The organism is Variovorax sp. 01N425, from assembly GCF_056399465.1.
The window spans coordinates 21,362-38,598 of the sequence record NZ_JBFTRJ010000007.1; the positions used below are offsets into that span (position 1 = coordinate 21,362).

The window sequence follows — 17,237 nt, forward strand, 5'->3', positions numbered from 1 at the left end:
CGTCGCAGCCTGGGTGCCTCAAGGGCGTTGGCGTATTACGCAGACATCAACCAGCACACGCGGTTGTACGGAATCCATGAAGGGGAGACGTCTCGTCGAGAGGGTGGGCCCAAACCTACGAGAAAGGAAAAGCTCAAGCAGCAAAATCCCGCAAAGCCTCAACTTTACGAAATGCGCACGTTGTTCGACTTCAACGAGCACTTCATTGAGTTGAGCAATGCGGAAGAAGAAAAGCGTTCCCTTGGTTTCATGCTGCTGCTTCTGGGTGCGCTGATTCTGTCAGTACCGATATTCGGCGTCGCCACCCATTTCCTGCGACATGGAGTGCTGGATTGGGTTCTGTGCCTCATGGTCATAGGCGTTTTTGCCTTGGAGTATTTTTTCTTGTGGCCTCATTTTCTCGCCCCGGCTTTCTTCACCGGCTTACGCGCGCGCTACCGCTTCAACCGAACAACCCGCAAGGTCTACACACTGCGCCCAAAGAAGTACGGCGGCAATGTGGTGCTCGACTGGGATCGCGTGCAAGCGCATGTTCGATGGGCACCACCCAAGGCGTGGACGGCCGAGCAACTGGCAACGAGCGAGGCTGCGCGCGAAGAGCGTCTGCGCTCGGCCGGGCTGGACAGCAACCTGCTGTTGTACTGGCCCCCGCTGCACGGCAACGATCCCGAGCGCAAAGGAGAAGACGTACTCTGGGTTGGACCCACCGGCAGCGGTGAATCACTGTGGCAGTACATCCGCACCTTCATGGAGGACGGCATGCATGTCGTGCCCCCTCCTTCGAAGCATGAGTGGCTGCGCAAGGGCTTTAGTGGACCGAGCGAGCACCTGGAGGAAACCGTCATGCACGGCTCGCACATGCGCGACGACATCGTCGGCAAGGGAACCTCGGGGGCAACCTATGGGAACTACGCAGCGAATTTCCTCTGGGCGCCGCTGCACAGCCTGGCCGAGCGGCTGTGCTACTGGCCAACGTTCCCCGAAGGATGGAACAGCGACTGTGGCCAGAAGCGTCGAGAAAGCGGCATCGGCCCCGAAGAACCTATGCAATGGAACTGCAAGCCTTGATGCCCGGAAACACGCCAATGGATGCCCTTCCCCGGCTATGCGAGCAGCACCCGGACATCCATTCGGCGCAGATCGAAAGGGCCTGGTGGAGAGAGATCAACCAACACTGTTTTGCCGAGGATCCGCTGGCCAATGTGGGCCATGCAGGAACCAGATGTGAGGAATCGTCATGCGTTTGTCTACCGTCGGGATCGTTCTCGCTGTCATTGGCGCCATCCTGGCGAAAATCGGCTTTGTCGTCTTTCTAGGGGCTGCCGCTTCGATCTCTGGTGGAGGCGGAGGGCATGACCTGCTCCCGGAGCCAATGATGATGGGTTTCCTGCTCGGTGGACCCATCCTCTTCTTGCTGGGAGTGGCGATATGGCTCGGCGTGAAGATCAAGGCGGCCCTCGTGAAGGCAAAGGCACGCCGCGACGCCGCGACCATTGGCTGCAGCGACCCCGAATCACCTGCCTCGTGAGCCATAGCCGATAGCGGGCGTCGGTCGATAGCCGCGCTCCCACTCAACCCGCCACACCAAACCCTGTGTCGAAAGTCCCCTTCACATCCAGCGGCTGCCTGATGAGCCCCACCTGCCGATAGAAATCCGCCGTGCCCTGCTGGTCGGCGATGACCTGCGCATCGATGGGTATCCACTTCTGCTGGCGGCGCTCGAACTGCAGCTTGGCCGCCTCGGGTGGAATGCCGATGATGCGGGCCAGTGCAGCCGAGTAGGCATCGACGTTGCGGTACGACCAGAGTTGGGCCTTTACTACGCGCTGCAGAAAGTCCTGCAGCACCGGCCGCTTGGCGGCAATGGCGGCATCGGTGGCCGCGAGGTAGCTGAGGCCGGGCAGCAGCCCGCGTCCGCTCACGAGCACGCGCGCGTGGCGGCTGACCTCGGCCAGCGCGGTGTAGGGCTCCCAGGTGGCCCAGGCATCGACCGAGCCCTGCGTGAGCGCGAGCTTGGCATCGGCCGGGGCAAGGAAGCGGATGTTGGCCTCCTCGGGCTTGAGGCCGGCCGCGGTGATGGCCTTGAGCGTCACGTAGTGCCCGATGGAGCCGCGGTTGGTCGCGATGCTCTTGCCCTTGAGATCGGCCGCGGTCTTGAGCGGCGAATCGGGCCGCACCAGCACAGCCGTGCCGTACGAATCCGAACGGTTCGCGCCGATGGCCTTGACGCGCGTGCCGGCCGCAAGCGCAAAGATGAGCGGCGCATCGCCGATGGGTCCGGAATCGACCGCCGCGGCGTTCAGCGCTTCGGCCAGCGGCGCAGCGGCGGGGAATTCCGACCACTGGATGTCATAGCCAAGGCCTTCGAGCCCGCCGGCCGCTTCGAGCAGCGCGCGCAGCCCGCCCTTCTGGTCGCCGGCCTTGAGAACGGGGCGGCCCTGTGCGCGGGCCTGCAATGAGAAAACAGGCAAGGCCACGGCGGCGGCAAGGCCGCTTGCGAGGAGCTGTCGGCGCGATCGGTTGAGATGTGGGTTCATGGGTTCTCCGTGTTCAGTTAAAAAATCGATCAATGGATGAAGCCGCCCTTGACGACGCGCACCGGCTGCGCGTCCATGCGGGCGATCAGCGCGCCCAGGCCATCGGCAGGCAGTGCAGCAGCGCCCTGCCCCGCCGCCGTCGCAGCGGGAGCACGTTCGCTGCGGCACAGCAGGTCGTCGTCCGACCAGCCTGCCTTGCCGGGCGCACCGCGTGCGCGCAGCCAGCCGTCGCGATCGGCAATGAGCTGGGTGCCGGCGAGTTGATCGGTGCCGGCGATGAGCGCCAGCGCCTCCCATGCGGCGGCGGAGTCGGCCACGCAATCGTCGGCCGCTGCAACCGCGCTCGAAGGCGGCCGCAGCAGCACGGTGACGAGGCGCGGATCTTCGGTGGGCGCTGCATCGCCCGCCACGATGCGCACGCGCTGCCCGCGCCAGCTCGCGAGCAGGCGCGGCGGCTGCGAACCGCAGCGCACCGCCATGTCGGGCAGGCCGATGGGCTGCGGCCAGTTGCCGAGCGCGCGCAGGCTCTGCCCCGCGCCCTGCGCCTTCATGTAGTCCACCAGCGCCCAGGCCTCGGCCTCGCCGAGCTTTCCGGCGAAGCCGGGCATGGTGGGTTGGCCACCCCGCTGCGCATCGCGCGTGCCGTGGAGAATGCGCCAGAGCAGGTCGCCATCGGCGCGCCGCCACAGCAGCGGGCCGCTCAGGTCCGGCGGCCACACCGCCAGCGAGGCGGCGAGCGGGCCTTCGCCCTTGCCGTCTGCGCCGTGGCAGGCCACGCAGTTCTGCTGGTAGAGCACGCGGCCTTGCGCGATGGAAGCGGCCGTGAAGCCGGTCGGCGATGCGTGGAAGCTCGCGGGCGTCGCGGGCACCAGCACCACGTGCGACTCGGGCCAGGGCGCGGCGATCAGCAGCATCGGCACCAGCGCCAGCAGGTAGTAGCGCGGCCGCCGCCACAAGAAGGCCAGCAGCAACGCGAGCACCGCCACGGCGACGAACACCAGTGTCCACGCCAAGCTGCGCGCCTGCCCCAGGTCGATCAGCAGGTTCTCGCCCGACAGCCGCCGTGCCCATGGCCACGCCGGCTGGCCGTGCACATGCTGCGTGAGGCCGAGCGCATCGAGCACGCGCAGCAGTTGCAGCTGCGCGCCTTGCAGCAGGCCGATCAGCAGGTTGAGCCAATCGGCCTCGGGCGTGCTGCTCATCTCACCAGGTGGCGTCGAGCCCCAGATGCCGCAACGCTTCGTGCCGCAATTGCGCCAAACGCGCATGGCCGCGATGCCGCGGATACGGCAGGTCGACCACGATCTCCGCCGCAATGCGCGCCGGCCGGTCGCTCAGCACGATCACGCGGTTGGCGAGGAACAGCGCCTCTTCCACATCGTGCGTCACCAGCAGCGCCGAGAAACCCGCGCGCTGCCACAGGTTGACCAGCTCGCTCTGCATCGCAATGCGCGTGAGCGAATCGAGCTTGCCGAGCGGCTCGTCGAGCACCAGCAGCTGCGGATCGTTGACCAGCGCACGCGCCAGCGCCACACGCTGCGCCATGCCGCCCGAGAGCTGGTGCGGAAAGGCCTTGGCAAAGTCGCTGAGGCCGACAAGCTTCAGCGCCTCGTCGACGCGCCCGCGCTGCGCCTTGAGCACGCCGCGCGCCTGCAGGCCCAGCGCCACGTTGTCCCACACGCTGCGCCAGGGGTAGAGCGTCGGGTCCTGGAACACGACGATGCGCGACGGGTCGGGCCGCGTGATGGGTGCATCGTCCTGCGTGATGCGGCCGGCGGTGGCGGGCTCGAGCCCGGCCACGAGGCGCAGCAGCGTCGACTTGCCGCAGCCGCTCGGCCCCAGCAGCGCGACGAACTCGCCGGGCTTCACCGCAAGGTCGATGTCGTCGAGCACCTGCAGCGGCCCCGCGGGCACGTCGAACCAGTGGCTCACGCCGCGGATGTCGATGTGCGCGCCGGCCCGGCGCACGCCCGCTTCTGCAATGGCGGTGGCTACCATTTGACGGTCCCCTTCTGCCATGACAGCACGCGGTCGCGCACCTTGAAGAGCAGCGTGATCAGGCCCGAGCACAGCACCGCCATCACGATCAGCGCGGCATACATGTTCGAGTACGAGGCCCAGCCCTGCGCCCACGAAAGATAGAAGCCCAGCCCCGCCTTCACGCCCATCATCTCGGCCGTCACGAGCACCGAGAACGCCGCGCCCAACCCCATGAAAAGGCCCACGAAAACCTGCGGCAACGCAGCCGGAATGGCCACGCGCAGCACCAGGAAGCGCTCGCTCGCACCCATGGTGCGCGCCACGTCGTAGTAGTTGCGGTTGACGCCCGCCACGCCCGACCAGGTGAGCACCGCCACCGGAAATCCGGTCGCCAGCGCGATCAAAAACACCGCGGCCGCATAGCTCGACGGAAAGAAGAAGAACGCCAGCGGCAGCAGCGCCGAAGCCGGCACCGGCCCCACGAAGCGCAGCACCGGATGCACCCAGTAGCCTGCGATGCGCGACCAGCCGATGGTCACGCCCGTGAGAAAGCCCGCGAGCGCGCCCAGCACGAAGCCATGCGCGAGCAGCCGGGTCGAATGCAGCAGGCTTTCTCCGAGGCGGCGCCAGTCGTCGATGTAGGTCTCGACCAGGCTTTGCGGCGGCGCAAAGAACGGCGTGGGCAGCAGCGCGAGCTTGGCGGTCGCGATCTCCCAGATCGCGAACAGCACGGACAGCGCGACGAGCCATGGGCCCGCTGGCCGCAGTGCAATCGCGACGCGGCCGGCGCGCGGCCCGAGCGATGCGGCGGCCAGCAGCAGCGCGCCCACGGCGAGGGCGGCGATGCCGAACTCGTCGGTGTAGGCCCAGTCGCTGAAGCCGACGGCCTTGTTCGGCCAGTAGAGCGTGAGCAGGCCGAGGGCGAACCATGCGGCTGCGGCGGCGAAGCCGATGCGCCATGGGGGCAGGGCCGCTTGGATACGGGGCGATGTCGAAATGGGAGCCGGCGTGCGCTCGGGCGCCGCGGCCCCCACCCTGGCCCTCCCCCGGAAGGGGAGGGAATCGAAGCCCAATGCGGGGTCGGGGGTGCTCATGCGAGTGGATCGAAAGAGACGTGTTCGGCAAAGCGCACCGGATCGGTGGTCTTCTTGAGCACGCCGACGCCGCGGAAATCGCGCGCATAGAACTCCACCTCGTCGCGCAGGTTCTTGCCGAGCGGATGGTGGTTGTGCGTGAGCGTGCCAAGCAGCGCGCGCAGGTCCTCGATCGGCACCTTGGGCGAATACTTCGCAAACAGCTTGGCGGATTCGTTCGGGTTCTCGGCCACGTAGTCGGAAGCTTGCGCAATGGCGCGCACCAGCGCAGCCACGGCCGGCTTGTCCTTGCGCACGAGTTCGCCGCGCGCGCCGACGATGCAGCAGACCTTGTCTTTGTATTCGCCCGAGAGGTTGCTCGCAATCTCCACGAAGGCGCCCTTGTTGCGCTTCTCGATCAGGTAGACGTTCGGGTCGCCATCTGCAATCGCATGGATCTCGCCCTTCTGCACGGCAATGTCGAGCAGGTCGGCCGGATACTGGCGCCAGGTCACGTCCTTGTCGGCATCGATGCCGTTCTTCGCGAGCAGGATCGAGAAGAAGTTCTTGCCCGGGCTCGCGATGTCCGACACGCCGATGATCTTGCCCTTGAGGTTTGCGATGCTGGTCGCACCTGCGCTCCTGGCGCCCACCAGCCGCACGCAGCCGCCGTGCGAGCTGCCGACGATCTTCACGTCGAAGCCCGACTCCAGCGGCTTGAGCCAGCGGTGGATCATGCCCACCGCCGCATCGGCCTTGGCCGTGGCCAGCGACTCCAGCAGCTGGTCGGTGGAACCGGTGTAGTTGATCAGGTCCACCTGCAGGCCGTTGCGCTCGAAGTAGCCGCGCTCCTGCGCGACGACGACGGGCGAGAGGCAGAACGCGGCGGCGTTCCATGCAAAGGTGAGCTTGCGCGCCTGCTGCGAGAAGGCCTGCGAGGCGATCAGGCCGCCAGAGGCGACCACGGCAGCGGCGGCGCCTCCGCGCAGGACACCCCGGCGCGATACGGGGCGTGAGAAAGAAGCGGTCATCGAGAACTCCAGTGGTTTTTCTTCAGAGCAGCAGTTCGGGCTCCGCCTCGACCAGGCCTTGATAAAGGCTGTCGAAGGAATGGATGGCCCCCTCCGGCCCTCCGATCTGGCTGTGCGTGTGGCGCGCGGTTTCCTCGTCGATGGGCTGCGGCTTGCCGGCGGCCTCGGCGAGAAGTTGCGTGTGGCAGGCGTTGTCGAGCGCGATGTACCACCACGCGGCGGCCTCCACCGTCGGGCCCGCAGTCAGGATGCCGTGGTTCTTGAGAATCGCGCCCTTCTTGTCGCCCAGCGCCCGCGCGATGCGCTCGCCCTCGCTGGTGTCGACCACCATGCCGGTGAAGTCGTCGAACAGCGCCACGTCGCCGTGGAACACGCAGCTGTCCTGCGTGATCGTGTCGAGCTTGCGGCCGAGCGTCGACCAGGCCTTGCCGTAGGTCGAATGCGTGTGGGCGGCGGCAACGATCTTCGGGTTGTGCTCGTGGATCGCGGCATGGATGGCGAAGGCGGCCTTGTTGAGCGGCCGGTCGCCGATCACCGTCTCGCCCTTCGAATTGACGAGCAGCAGGTCCGAGACCTTGATGCGCGAGAAGTGGATGCCCAGCGGGTTGACCCAGAAGTGATCGCTGAGCTCCGGGTCGCGCGCGGTGATGTGGCCCGCGAGGCCTTGGGCGAAGCCAAAGCGCGCGAACAGGCGGAACGCGCCTGCCAAGCGCTCCTGCCGGTGGCGGCGCTCAGCCTGCACGCTGGTGCGCGGGGGGATGGGGTCGAACCAGTACTTCTGCTGCGGGTAGGGGTTGAGCTCGAGCGGCTGGGGGGCGTTGCGGTCGATGGAAAGAACGGCATTCATCGGAGATCTCTTGGGGTATTGGGTGTTGCTCCTTCCCCTTCCGGGGGAAGGCTGGGATGGGGGCACGACGGCTTCAAACGCCATGGCGGTGGTCGAGGCCGCTTGCCCCCACCCCTGCCCTCCCCCGCAAGGGGAGGGAGAAAGTCAGGTCACGCCGCTTTGCGAGCCGAAGCCGCACGCTGCGCCACCAGCTCGCGCACACGCGGAATCAGCTCGCGTCCATAGTCGACCGCGTCTTCCAGCGGATCGAAGCCGCGGATCAGGAAGGTGGTCACGCCCAGGTCGTAGTAGTCGAGCAGCGCATCGGCCACCTGCTCGGGCGTGCCGACCAGCGCCGTGCTGTTGGAGCGGCCGCCGATCTCCTGCGCCACCGCCGTCCACAGCCGCTTGTCGAGCCGCGTGCCCTTCTCGGCCGCGGCGAGCAGGCGCTTCGCACCTTCGCTCTGCTGCGGCCCGCCGCGGTTGTAGCCCTGCACCACGCGCAGGCGCTTCGTCTCGGCCAGGATGTTCTCGGCGCGCGCCCATGCGGCCTCTTCGGTCTGCGCCAGGATCGGGCGGAACGACACCGAGAAGCGCACGCTGCGCCCGTGCTTCGCGGCCTCTGCACGCACGCGCGCCGTGAGTTCGCGCGCCTGGTCGAGCGACTCGCCCCACAGCGCATACACGTCGGCGTACTTGCCGGCCACCGGAATCGCCGCCTCCGAGGCACCGCCAAAGTACACCGGCACATGCGGCTTGCCGTTGCGCGTCTGCAGCGGCTTCACTTCGGAGAAAGCGTTCTGGAAGCGGTAGTGCGCGCCTTCATGGTCGAAGGGCTTGTCGGCGGTCCACACCTTGTGCAGCACGTCGAGGTATTCGTCGGTGCGCGCATAGCGCTGGTCATGGCCGAGCCAGTCGCCGTCGCGGCGCTGTTCCTCGTCGGAGCCGCCCGAGATGTAGTGCACCGCGAGCCGGCCGCCGCTGAACTGGTCGAGCGAGGCGAACTGGCGCGCCGCGAGCGTGGGCGCCACGAAGCCCGGGCGGTGCGCAAGCATGAAGTGGATGCGCTCGGTGACCGATGCGGCATGGGCCACGGTCAGCGTGGCGTCGGGGCCGGTGGAATGGTGCGGCACCAGCACGCGGTCGAAGCCCGCGTTCTCGTGCGCCTGGGCAAAGGCGCGCACGTAGTCGCGGTCGATGGCCGGGCCCTTGGCCGCGTGGATCTCCGAGACCTTCTGGCCCTGGATCATGCCGATGAATTCAACGTCGTTCTGGCTCATGGTGTCCTCGTGTTTTCAGGGTGATATGTGTGTTGTTCAGGCGGCGGGCAGGCGCAGCAGGCTCTCGAAGCGGCGGTCCCACAGGGGCTTCACGTCGGCGGGCCCATCGAGCACGCCGATCTTCAGGAAGGTGTCGGCCACCTCCTGGTGGCTGCGCACCACCGCATCGGTAACCGGGCCCAGGCTGTAGTCGCCGCTGCGGCCGTTGAAGAGTTCGACCAGGTCGCCGACCGGCACGCGCGTCTCGGCCGACTGCGCACGCGCATAGGCCAGGAAGTTGCCGTTGATCCATGCGAAGGCGCGCTGCAGGCGCTGCAGCAGGTCGCCCAGCGCCGCGCGGCGCAGTTCGTCGTCGAGCGCACGCGGGTTGGCGTAGATCGGGAAGTTGCCCGAGAGGTAGCCCACCCCGGTCTTGATGGTGCGCGCGCCGTACTGCGTGCGCGCCAGCTGGCCGTTGTAGCCGTAGATGGCCCAGGCATCGAGGTCGCCGCGCGCGAAGGCCGAGAGGCCGTCCGAAGGCGTGAGGCTCACGGCCTGGATGTCGCTGAACGAAAGCCCCGCCTCGGCCAGCTGCCTGGCCAGGTAGTAGTGCGAGGTGGTGGCGCGCACGTAGCCCACGCGCTTGCCCTTGAAGTCGGCGATGCGGCGGATCGGCGAATCCTTGCGCGCCAGCGTGGCCTGGTTGTTGAGGTCTTCATGCGTCACGGCCACCAGCCGCACGCTGGATTTCTGGCGCGCCGCGAACACCGGCGGGATCTCGCTGCCCGAGCCCAGGTCGAGCGCATCGCCGTTGATGGCCTCGATGTGCAGCACGCCGTTGTTGAGCTCGCGCCAGTCGATCTTGTAGGGCGTATTGGCTTGGCCGGAGGCCTGCAGCAGCGGCCGCCAGAGCCCCTTGTAGGTGCCCACGCGCAGTGTCACGCCAGAAAGGTCGCGCGCCGGTGCCGCGCCCACCGCGCCCAGGGCGCTCCAGCCCGCGGCGGCCTGGAGCAGGCGTCGCCTGTCGATGGGGAAGTCAGATGTCATGCACCGGACCGTACCGAGGCAGCCGGCAAAAGCGAACGCAGAAAAACGAGTTTGCATATGCGGGATGCGTCGTTTCCGGTGCGGCGCGGCCCCGGTACCGTGCGCAGCCATGAGTGCACTCCCCTTGCGCCGCCCGCCGGCCACGAATGAAGACCATCCCACGCCTGCCACCGTCGATGCCGCATTGCTCGCGCATCTGTCGGCGCAGTTCGCCGCCACCGCGGCCGACCACGACCGCAGCGGCGCCTTTCCGCATCCGAACTTCGCGGCCTTGCAGTCGCACGGCCTCGTCGGCCTGGTGGCGCCCGCGGCGCATGGCGGCGGCGGCGCCACGCTGGCCACGGCACGGCGCGTGATCGCGGCCGTGGCGCGCGGCGAGCCGGCCACCGCGCTGATCCTGACGATGACCTACCTGCAGCACCACGCACTCGCGCGCAGCGACAGCCGCTGGCCGCCGCACTTGCGCGAACGCGTGCTGCGCAGCGCAGTGGAACGCGGCGCGCTCATCAATGCGCTGCGCGTCGAGCCCGCGCTCGGCTCGCCCGCACGCGGCGGGCTGCCCGCGACGGTCGCGCGCCGCGAAGGCGGCGGCTGGAGGATCGATGGCCACAAGCTCTACACGACCGGCATCGAAGGCTTGTCGTGGCTCGCCGTGTGGGCCCGCACCGACGAGGCCGTGCCGCGCACCGGCGTGTTCCTGGTGCCGCGCCATGCACCCGGTGTGCGCGTGATCGCGAGCTGGGACCATCTGGGCCTGCGCGCCTCGGGCAGCCACGAGGTGGTGTTCGAGAACGTGGCGATCGAGCTCGACCACGCGGTCGACCTTCGCGCCCCGGCCGACTGGGCACCCGATGCCGGCAGCCAGACCGACATCGACGCCCACGCCGCGCAGCAGGCCTGGATGACGGTGCTGCTCGGCAGCCTCTACGACGCGGTGGCGCAGGCCGCGCGCGGCTGGCTGGTGAGCTTCCTGAACCATCGTGCGCCCGGCAGCCTGGGTGCGCCGCTCGCGAGCCTTGCGCGCGTGCAGGAGCATGTGGGAGAGATCGAGGCGCTGCTTCGCACCAACCGCGTGCTGCTCGACGATGCGACGCGCGCCGTCGACGAAGGCCGCGCGCAGCCGGCCGCCGACAGCGGCCTGCTCAAGTACACCGTGACGGGCAACGCCATCCGTGCGGTCGAACTCGCGCTGCAACTCAGCGGCAACCACGGCCTCGCGCGGCAGAACCCCCTCGAGCGGCACTACCGCGACGTGCTGTGCAGCCGCATCCACACGCCGCAGAACGACGCGGTCCTGGTTGCGGCGGGCAAGCGCGCATTGCTTTCCGAGGGGGCCGCCGCATGACCGACCTGCTGTTCTCCAAGGCCTCGCGCCGCCATTGGCTCAAGCAGGGCGCGGCGCTCTCGTTCGCAGCCACCGCGCCGCTGGGCGCATGGGCGCAAGCGCAAACCACGCTGGTGCTCGGCGACCAGGCCGGCGGCCTGCGCGCGCTGTTCGAGGCCTCGAAGGCGCTCGAGGGCGTGCCCTTCGCCTACCGCTGGGCCAACTTCCAGGGCGCGGCGCCGCTGTTCGAGGCGCAGCGCAGCGCGGCCGTCGACACCGCGGTGGCCGGCGACCTGCCGGTGCTGGCGGCGGCGGTCGGCCGGACGCCGCTGAAGATCGTCGCCACGCGCGTCGGCAAGGCCGATGCGCTGGGCATCGTGGTGCAGCCCGATTCGCCGTTGCGCCAGGTGGCCGACCTGCGCGGCAAGACGGTGATCGTGTCGTCCGCGCGCGGCAGCATCTCGCAATACCAGCTCTACGGCGCGCTCGAGGAAGCCGGCGTGCGGCGCGACGAGGTCACGGTGAAGTTCGTGCTGCCGACCGATGCGGCCGCGGCCTTTGCCTCGAAGCAGATCGATGCCTGGGCTGTGTTCGATCCCTACTACACGATCGCGCTGCAGCAGGGCGGGCGCATCCTGCGCGATGGGCGCGGCATCAACACGGCGCTGGGCTTCATCACCGCGAGCGAGCCGTCGCTCGCCGACCCCGCCAAGCGCGCCGCCATCGTGCAGTTTCTGGACCGGCTGGCGCGCGCGGGCGAATGGGCGCTGGCCACCCCCGAGGCCTATGCGCAGGCCTACAGCCAGCTCACGCGCCTGCCGATCGAATCGGCCCGCATCATCACGGCGCGCGCCTCGGTCACGGGCCGGCCAGTGTCCGAAGCCGACATTGCCGCGCTGCAGACGGTGGCCGACCGCTCGGCGCGCGACGGCATCCTGCCGCTGCGCGTTGACGTGCGCGCCATCACCGATGCGCAGCTGTGGAAGCGTCCCGCGTGAGCCGCGCGTCTGGCGCCATCGCGCCGCTGCGTGAATTCATCGTCGCATTCGGCCGCCTGCTCGACAGCGGCCCCAACGAGCCGCGCATTCTTTCCGAAGGCGGCGCCCTGCTCCGCCGGCTGGTGGCGCAGGACGACTGGCTGCCCGATGCCTTTGCCCAGCCCGACCCGGCGCGCTACCAGCAGTTCTTGCTGCACGCCGACAGCACCGAGCGCTTCTCGGTCGTGAGCTTTGTCTGGGGACCGGGGCAGGCGACGCCGGTGCACGACCACACGGTGTGGGGCCTGATCGGCATGCTGCGCGGCGCCGAATACAGCCAGGCCTATGCCGTCGGCAGCGACCGCCAGGCTCGGCCGCAAGGCGAAGCGGTGCGGCTGGACGCCGGCAACGTGGAGGCCGTGTCGCCCGCCATCGGCGACCTGCATCGCGTGCACAACGCGCATGCAGACCGCGTATCCATCAGCATCCACGTGTACGGCGCCAACATCGGCGCCGTCCAGCGGCATACTTACCCGGCCGAGGGCGCACGCAAGCCCTTTGTCTCGGGCTACTCCAACACGCTGCTTCCCAACCTGTGGGACCGCTCATCCGGACCCAGATCGACGACGACATCCGCATGACGACCACCGCCTTCCCCCTGCTGCCCTTCGCCGCCGTGCGCGCGCGCCTGCTCGCACGCGACGAAACCGCGCTGCTCGACGTGCGCGAGGAAGACCCCTTCGCGCAGGAGCATCCGCTGTGGGCCGCCAACCTGCCGCTCTCGCGCATCGAGATCGAGGCCTGGCGGCGCATTCCGCGGCGGGACACCTTCATCGTGCTGTACGGCGCGCACAACGGCACCGAACTGGCGCCGCTCGCCGCGCGCACGCTGGCTGCAATCGGCTACACCAACCTGCACCTGCTCGAAGGCGGCCTCGAAGGCTGGCGCGCGGCCGGCGGCGAGCTGTTCCGCGACGTGAACGTGCCGAGCAAGTCCTTCGGCGAACTGGTCGAGCACGAGCGGCACACGCCCTCGCTCTCCGCGCCCGAGGTGAAGGCGCTGGTCGAGGGCCAGGCCGACGTGGTGGTGCTCGACGCGCGCCGCTTCGACGAATACCGCACGATGAGCATCCCCTCGGCCACCAGCGTGCCCGGCGCCGAGCTGGTGCTGCGCGTGCGCGAGCTGGCACCCGACCCGGCGACGCAGGTGATCGTCAATTGCGCGGGCCGCACGCGCAGCATCATCGGCACGCAGTCGCTGGTGAATGCGGGCATTCCGAATCCGGTGGCGGCGCTGCGCAACGGCACCATCGGCTGGAAGCTCGCGGGGCAGGTGCTCGACCATGGCGCGGACCGCAAGGCGCCGGCCGTGGTGTCCGATGCGCACCGCGTGCAGGCACAGGCCGATGCGCGGCGCGTGGCCGAGAGGGCCGGCGTGCGCCGCATCGGGCTCGATGCGCTGCACGCGCTGGAGGCCCCGGGGCGCACCGTGTACCGCTTCGACGTACGCACGCCCGAGGAATACGAGGCCGGCCACCTGCCCGGCTTTGCGAGCGCACCCGGCGGCCAGCTGGTGCAGGAAACCGATCACCAGGTGCCGGTGCGCGGCGCACGCATCGTGCTGGCCGACGACGACGGCGTGCGGGCATCGATGAGCGCGTCCTGGCTCGCGCAGATGGGCTGGGAGGTCTACGTGCCCGACGCGGTGCCGCCCGCCTCGGCCTTCACCGAGACGGCTGCGCCGCCGCCCGCCTACCCACCCGCCGCGGCCGCCGTGGCGGAGATCTCGCCCGTGGAGCTGGCGGCCTTGCTGAAGCAGCAGATCGGCACGGCGGTGATCGATGTGACCACCAGCGCCAACTACGTGAAGCGCCACATCCCGGGTGCCTGGTACGCCATCCGCGCGCAGCTCGCGGGTGCGATCGACGCGGCCATTCCCGCATCGCAACGCTATGTGCTGACCTGCGGCAGCAGCCTGCTCGCACGTTACGCCGCGGCCGACCTGCGCCTGCTGCTCGATGCGCGCGGCCAGCGCGACGTGGAAGTGCTGTCGCTGGCCGGCGGTAACGCGGCATGGTTTGCGGCAGGCCTGGAGGCGGAAACCGGCGAGACGCGGCTTGCGACGCCGCGCACCGACCGCTACCGCAGGCCCTACGAAGGCACCGATGCACCGGCGGAGGCCATGCAGGCCTACCTGGACTGGGAATACGGCTTGGTCGCGCAGCTGGCGCGCGACGGCACGCACCATTTCCACGTGATCTGAGGCGCGGTGCGACGGCCGGCTTGCAACCGGCCGGTCACATTATTTCGCGGGGGTAAAGGAGGTCATCCGCCGTTCGCGCGGGGCGTTTTCTGGGAATACCCATCACAACTCGTCCCAGGAGCATCGCCATGAGACTGCCTGTTCTCGCCCTCTCGGCCGCCGCGCTGGCGGCCACCCTGACCGGCTGCGTGGTCGCGCCGGCGCAACCTGTCTACACGGCGCCACCGGGCGTTGCCTACGTGGCCCCGACCTATGTGTCGCCGGGCGTGGGTTTCGTCTGGAGCTACCACCCGCGCTACGGCTATGGCTGGCACCACCCGCGCTACGGCTGGCACCGCGGATGGAGGTGAGCCCCGGGCGGGGCCTCAGCTGGTTTCGGCGCTCTTGAAGAGGGCCGCGACCTTGCGCTTGGTCTTGATGTTGCTCGAGATGCCGCGTGAAGGTGCTGCCTTGGCGGCGGCTTCCCAGGCCGGCGTGGCGTCGGCCTGGCCCGGTTCGTAGGGCTTGTCGAAGAACGGATCGCGCGGCGCGGAAGGTGCGCGGTGCGGGCGTCCGCCGCCGCGCCGGGCTTCGGTCTCGCGGCGCTCGCGCGGCTGGTCGAGCACGTCGCGCGCATCGCCGGCTTCGCCTTCTTCGCGCCAGTGGCGGCGTCCGTCGTTGATGCGGCCGCGCGGGCGGTCTTCCTCGAACTCGACGGGTTCGAGCTCGATCTTCTTCTTGATCAGCTTCTCGATGTCGGCCACCAGGCGCGCGTCGTTGCCGCCGCTCGCAAAGCTCACGGCCAGGCCCGAGGCGCCGGCGCGGCCCGTGCGGCCGATGCGGTGCACGTAGTCTTCGGCGTTGAACGGAATGTCGAAGTTGAAGACCGCGGGCACGTCCTTGATGTCGAGGCCGCGGGCCGCGACGTCGGTGCACACCAGCAGGTCGACCTCGCCGGCCTTGAACGAGGCGAGCGCCTTCAGGCGTTCGTCCTGGCTCTTGTCGCCGTGCAGCGCGGTGGTGCGAAGGCCGTCGCGCTCGAGCGAACGCGCCAGGCGCGCACAGCCGAGCTTGCTGTTGACGAACACGAAGGCCTGCGTGATGCCGCGCTGCTTCACGATCTGCTTGAGCGCGCGGCGCTTGTCGTCGTCGGTCACGCTGTAGAAGTGCTGCTCGACGGTGGAGGCCGTTTCGTTCGGCCGCGCCACCTCGATGGTGACCGGGTTCTGCAGGTAGCTGCCCGCAAGCCGCTTGATCTCGGGCGAGAAGGTGGCCGAGAACAGGAGCGTGGTGCGCTGCTTGGGCAGGTAGCTCAGGATGCGCTGCAGGTCGGGCAGGAAGCCGATGTCCAGCATGCGGTCGGCCTCGTCGAGCACCACGTACTCCACCTGGTTGAGCACCGCGTTCTTGGCCTCGATGTGATCGAGCAGCCGGCCCGGCGTGGCCACCAGCACTTCGACGCCCTTCTTGAGCTCGAGCGTCTGCGGCTTCATGTCGATGCCGCCGAACACCACCGTGCTGCGCAGGTTGGTGTACTTGGCGTACAGCTTGACCTGCTGGGCCACCTGGTCGGCCAGTTCGCGCGTGGGCAACAGCACCAGCGCACGCACCGGATGCCGCGCGGGCGAGGTGGAGGCGTTCTCGTGCTTGAGCATGCGCTGCAGCAGCGGCAGCGAGAACGCCGCGGTCTTGCCGGTGCCGGTCTGCGCGGCCCCCATCACGTCCTGCCCCGAAAGCACGACCGGAATGGCCTGTTCCTGGATGGGAGTCATGGTCTCGTAGCCCATTTCGGCTACGGCGCGCGCCAGCGGTTCCGCCAGCGATAGATTGGAGAAGGAGCTTGTCATTAAGCCTTCTATTGTCGCACTGCCGCAAAAAATGGCAGTGACAGCGGCGCGACAAACTCCGCGCCAGCTGTATTGCTACTTATTTCATAGCAACTTGTTCAACAACCACGGGCATTTGACGCCCTCGATGCTCAAAGATTGCGTGCATTGAAGGTGTCGCAGGACTTGACATCGCCGCTTTGATAGCCCGCGCCGAACCAGCGCTGGCGCTGCGCGCTCGATCCGTGGGTGAAGCTGTCGGGCACCACGGCGCGGCCCGCGGAACGCTGCAGCGCGTCGTCGCCGATCTTCTGCGCGGCATTCATCGCGGCCTCGATGTCGCCCGGGTCGAGCCACTTCTTCGACTCCTGCGAATGGTGCGCCCAGATGCCGGCAAAGCAGTCGGCCTGCAGCTCGACGCGAACGCTCAGCGCGTTGTTCTGCGACTGGCTCAGGCGCCCGCGCATGCCGTCGACCTTGGCGGTCACGCCGAGCTCGTCCTGCACGTGGTGGCCGACCTCGTGCGCAATGACGTAGGCCTGCGCGAATTCGCCGGGCGCGCCGAGCTGGTTCTTGAGCGTGTCGTAGAAGGCGAGGTCGATGTAGACCTTCTTGTCGCCGGGGCAGTAGAACGGCCCCATCGCCGCCTGGCCGGTGCCGCATGCCGTGGGCGTGGCGCCGCGGAACAGCACGAGCCGCGGCGGCTGGTAGCTGCCGCCGTTCTGCCGGAAGATGCCGCTCCACACCACCTCGGTGTTGCGCAGCACGGTCGAGACGAAGGCCGCTTCGCGGTCGTTCGAGGGCGGCTTGGGCGCAGGGCCTTGCTGCTGCTGCACCTGCACCTGTTCGCCACCGCCGCCGCTCAGCAGGCTCAGCACGGTCAGCGGATTGATGCCGAAGATCCAGCCTGCGATCAGCGCCACGGCAATGGTGCCGATGCCGATGCTGCGCCCGCCGATGAAGCCGCCGCCACCGCCGCCGCCGTCTTCACCGCGGCGGTCTTCCACGTTCTCGGATTGTTCGTTGCCTTCCCATCTCATCGCAGTCTCCTTGCCGGCCTTGCAGGGTTTTGCCGGATCGCCTCTGGATGGTACTTGGCCCGGCCGCCGGCTGCG

17 protein-coding genes are annotated in these 17,237 nt (G+C 68.7%); 7 read left to right on the forward strand and 10 right to left on the reverse strand.

What is annotated here, in order from left to right:
* Positions 1–171 precede the first annotated feature (171 nt).
* Complete coding sequence (locus AC1DSC_RS13860; RefSeq protein ID WP_369664501.1) at positions 172–1,068, forward strand: MFS transporter; 897 nt, start codon at positions 172–174, stop codon at positions 1,066–1,068.
* A 169-nt stretch (positions 1,069–1,237) separates the two neighbouring features.
* Positions 1,238–1,528 (forward strand): hypothetical protein, encoded by a 291-nt coding sequence (locus AC1DSC_RS13865; protein WP_062365968.1) that lies wholly within the window; start codon positions 1,238–1,240, stop codon positions 1,526–1,528.
* A 43-nt stretch (positions 1,529–1,571) separates the two neighbouring features.
* Here AC1DSC_RS13865 and AC1DSC_RS13870 read toward each other — a convergent pair whose 3' ends face one another.
* From AC1DSC_RS13870 to AC1DSC_RS13905, 8 genes are all read right to left on the reverse strand, one after another.
* Positions 1,572–2,537, reverse strand: a complete 966-nt coding sequence (locus tag AC1DSC_RS13870) for an ABC transporter substrate-binding protein (protein WP_369663291.1) — start codon at positions 2,535–2,537, stop codon at positions 1,572–1,574.
* A 29-nt stretch (positions 2,538–2,566) separates the two neighbouring features.
* On the reverse strand, positions 2,567–3,739 hold the full coding sequence (locus AC1DSC_RS13875; protein WP_369663292.1) for a c-type cytochrome: 1,173 nt from the start codon (positions 3,737–3,739) through the stop codon (positions 2,567–2,569).
* A gap of 1 nt (position 3,740) precedes the next feature.
* A complete protein-coding gene (locus tag AC1DSC_RS13880) occupies positions 3,741–4,535 on the reverse strand; it encodes an ABC transporter ATP-binding protein (protein WP_369663293.1) in 795 nt (264 codons plus the stop codon).
* Positions 4,529–5,611, reverse strand: coding sequence for an ABC transporter permease (locus tag AC1DSC_RS13885; RefSeq protein WP_369663294.1), 1,083 nt, complete (start codon positions 5,609–5,611; stop codon positions 4,529–4,531). Before AC1DSC_RS13885 ends, AC1DSC_RS13880 begins: the two co-directional genes overlap by 7 nt.
* Positions 5,608–6,621 (reverse strand): ABC transporter substrate-binding protein, encoded by a 1,014-nt coding sequence (locus AC1DSC_RS13890; RefSeq protein WP_369663295.1) that lies wholly within the window; start codon positions 6,619–6,621, stop codon positions 5,608–5,610. The genes AC1DSC_RS13885 and AC1DSC_RS13890 overlap by 4 nt, the downstream gene beginning before the upstream one ends.
* A gap of 22 nt (positions 6,622–6,643) precedes the next feature.
* On the reverse strand, positions 6,644–7,468 hold the full coding sequence (locus AC1DSC_RS13895; RefSeq protein ID WP_015866646.1) for a class II aldolase/adducin family protein: 825 nt from the start codon (positions 7,466–7,468) through the stop codon (positions 6,644–6,646).
* A 149-nt stretch (positions 7,469–7,617) separates the two neighbouring features.
* Entirely contained in the window at positions 7,618–8,727 is a 1,110-nt protein-coding gene (locus tag AC1DSC_RS13900; protein ID WP_015866647.1) for an LLM class flavin-dependent oxidoreductase, read from the reverse strand.
* Positions 8,728–8,763: 36 nt separating this feature from the next.
* The gene (locus AC1DSC_RS13905; RefSeq protein ID WP_015866648.1) at positions 8,764–9,753 is read right to left on the reverse strand and encodes an ABC transporter substrate-binding protein; all 990 of its coding nucleotides are present in this window, start codon (positions 9,751–9,753) and stop codon (positions 8,764–8,766) included.
* A gap of 109 nt (positions 9,754–9,862) precedes the next feature.
* Here AC1DSC_RS13905 and AC1DSC_RS13910 point away from each other — a divergent pair, with 109 nt between their 5' ends.
* From AC1DSC_RS13910 to AC1DSC_RS13930, 5 genes are all read left to right on the forward strand, one after another.
* The gene (locus AC1DSC_RS13910) at positions 9,863–11,098 is read left to right on the forward strand and encodes an acyl-CoA dehydrogenase family protein (protein ID WP_015866649.1); all 1,236 of its coding nucleotides are present in this window, start codon (positions 9,863–9,865) and stop codon (positions 11,096–11,098) included.
* Complete coding sequence (locus tag AC1DSC_RS13915; protein WP_015866650.1) at positions 11,095–12,075, forward strand: ABC transporter substrate-binding protein; 981 nt, start codon at positions 11,095–11,097, stop codon at positions 12,073–12,075. The genes AC1DSC_RS13910 and AC1DSC_RS13915 overlap by 4 nt, the downstream gene beginning before the upstream one ends.
* Positions 12,072–12,695, forward strand: coding sequence for a cysteine dioxygenase family protein (locus tag AC1DSC_RS13920; protein ID WP_478131822.1), 624 nt, complete (start codon positions 12,072–12,074; stop codon positions 12,693–12,695). The genes AC1DSC_RS13915 and AC1DSC_RS13920 overlap by 4 nt, the downstream gene beginning before the upstream one ends.
* Positions 12,692–14,317: a rhodanese-related sulfurtransferase gene (locus AC1DSC_RS13925; protein WP_015866652.1), complete on the forward strand. Its 1,626-nt coding sequence runs from the start codon at positions 12,692–12,694 to the stop codon at positions 14,315–14,317. The genes AC1DSC_RS13920 and AC1DSC_RS13925 overlap by 4 nt, the downstream gene beginning before the upstream one ends.
* A 128-nt stretch (positions 14,318–14,445) precedes the next feature.
* Positions 14,446–14,667 (forward strand): hypothetical protein, encoded by a 222-nt coding sequence (locus AC1DSC_RS13930; RefSeq protein WP_015866653.1) that lies wholly within the window; start codon positions 14,446–14,448, stop codon positions 14,665–14,667.
* A 15-nt stretch (positions 14,668–14,682) separates the two neighbouring features.
* Here AC1DSC_RS13930 and AC1DSC_RS13935 read toward each other — a convergent pair whose 3' ends face one another.
* Both AC1DSC_RS13935 and ypfJ read right to left on the reverse strand, forming a co-directional pair.
* Positions 14,683–16,143 (reverse strand): DEAD/DEAH box helicase, encoded by a 1,461-nt coding sequence (locus AC1DSC_RS13935; protein ID WP_015866654.1) that lies wholly within the window; start codon positions 16,141–16,143, stop codon positions 14,683–14,685.
* A gap of 131 nt (positions 16,144–16,274) precedes the next feature.
* Entirely contained in the window at positions 16,275–17,162 is an 888-nt protein-coding gene (ypfJ, locus tag AC1DSC_RS13940) for a KPN_02809 family neutral zinc metallopeptidase (RefSeq protein ID WP_015866655.1), read from the reverse strand.
* Positions 17,163–17,237: the final 75 nt, after the last annotated feature.

Excerpts from the sequence above, each read along its gene's own strand:
- AC1DSC_RS13860 (WP_369664501.1), top strand. The coding sequence starts at position 172 with ATGCGCACGTTGTTCGACTTCAACGAGCACTTCATTGAGTTGAGCAAT.
- AC1DSC_RS13865 (WP_062365968.1), top strand. The coding sequence starts at position 1,238 with ATGCGTTTGTCTACCGTCGGGATCGTTCTCGCTGTCATTGGCGCCATC.
- AC1DSC_RS13870 (WP_369663291.1), bottom strand. The coding sequence starts at position 2,537 with ATGAACCCACATCTCAACCGATCGCGCCGACAGCTCCTCGCAAGCGGC.
- AC1DSC_RS13875 (WP_369663292.1), bottom strand. The coding sequence starts at position 3,739 with ATGAGCAGCACGCCCGAGGCCGATTGGCTCAACCTGCTGATCGGCCTG.
- AC1DSC_RS13880 (WP_369663293.1), bottom strand. The coding sequence starts at position 4,535 with ATGGTAGCCACCGCCATTGCAGAAGCGGGCGTGCGCCGGGCCGGCGCG.
- AC1DSC_RS13885 (WP_369663294.1), bottom strand. The coding sequence starts at position 5,611 with ATGAGCACCCCCGACCCCGCATTGGGCTTCGATTCCCTCCCCTTCCGG.
- AC1DSC_RS13890 (WP_369663295.1), bottom strand. The coding sequence starts at position 6,621 with ATGACCGCTTCTTTCTCACGCCCCGTATCGCGCCGGGGTGTCCTGCGC.
- AC1DSC_RS13895 (WP_015866646.1), bottom strand. The coding sequence starts at position 7,468 with ATGAATGCCGTTCTTTCCATCGACCGCAACGCCCCCCAGCCGCTCGAG.
- AC1DSC_RS13900 (WP_015866647.1), bottom strand. The coding sequence starts at position 8,727 with ATGAGCCAGAACGACGTTGAATTCATCGGCATGATCCAGGGCCAGAAG.
- AC1DSC_RS13905 (WP_015866648.1), bottom strand. The coding sequence starts at position 9,753 with ATGACATCTGACTTCCCCATCGACAGGCGACGCCTGCTCCAGGCCGCC.
- AC1DSC_RS13910 (WP_015866649.1), top strand. The coding sequence starts at position 9,863 with ATGAGTGCACTCCCCTTGCGCCGCCCGCCGGCCACGAATGAAGACCAT.
- AC1DSC_RS13915 (WP_015866650.1), top strand. The coding sequence starts at position 11,095 with ATGACCGACCTGCTGTTCTCCAAGGCCTCGCGCCGCCATTGGCTCAAG.
- AC1DSC_RS13925 (WP_015866652.1), top strand. The coding sequence starts at position 12,692 with ATGACGACCACCGCCTTCCCCCTGCTGCCCTTCGCCGCCGTGCGCGCG.
- AC1DSC_RS13930 (WP_015866653.1), top strand. The coding sequence starts at position 14,446 with ATGAGACTGCCTGTTCTCGCCCTCTCGGCCGCCGCGCTGGCGGCCACC.
- AC1DSC_RS13935 (WP_015866654.1), bottom strand. The coding sequence starts at position 16,143 with ATGACAAGCTCCTTCTCCAATCTATCGCTGGCGGAACCGCTGGCGCGC.
- ypfJ (WP_015866655.1), bottom strand. The coding sequence starts at position 17,162 with ATGAGATGGGAAGGCAACGAACAATCCGAGAACGTGGAAGACCGCCGC.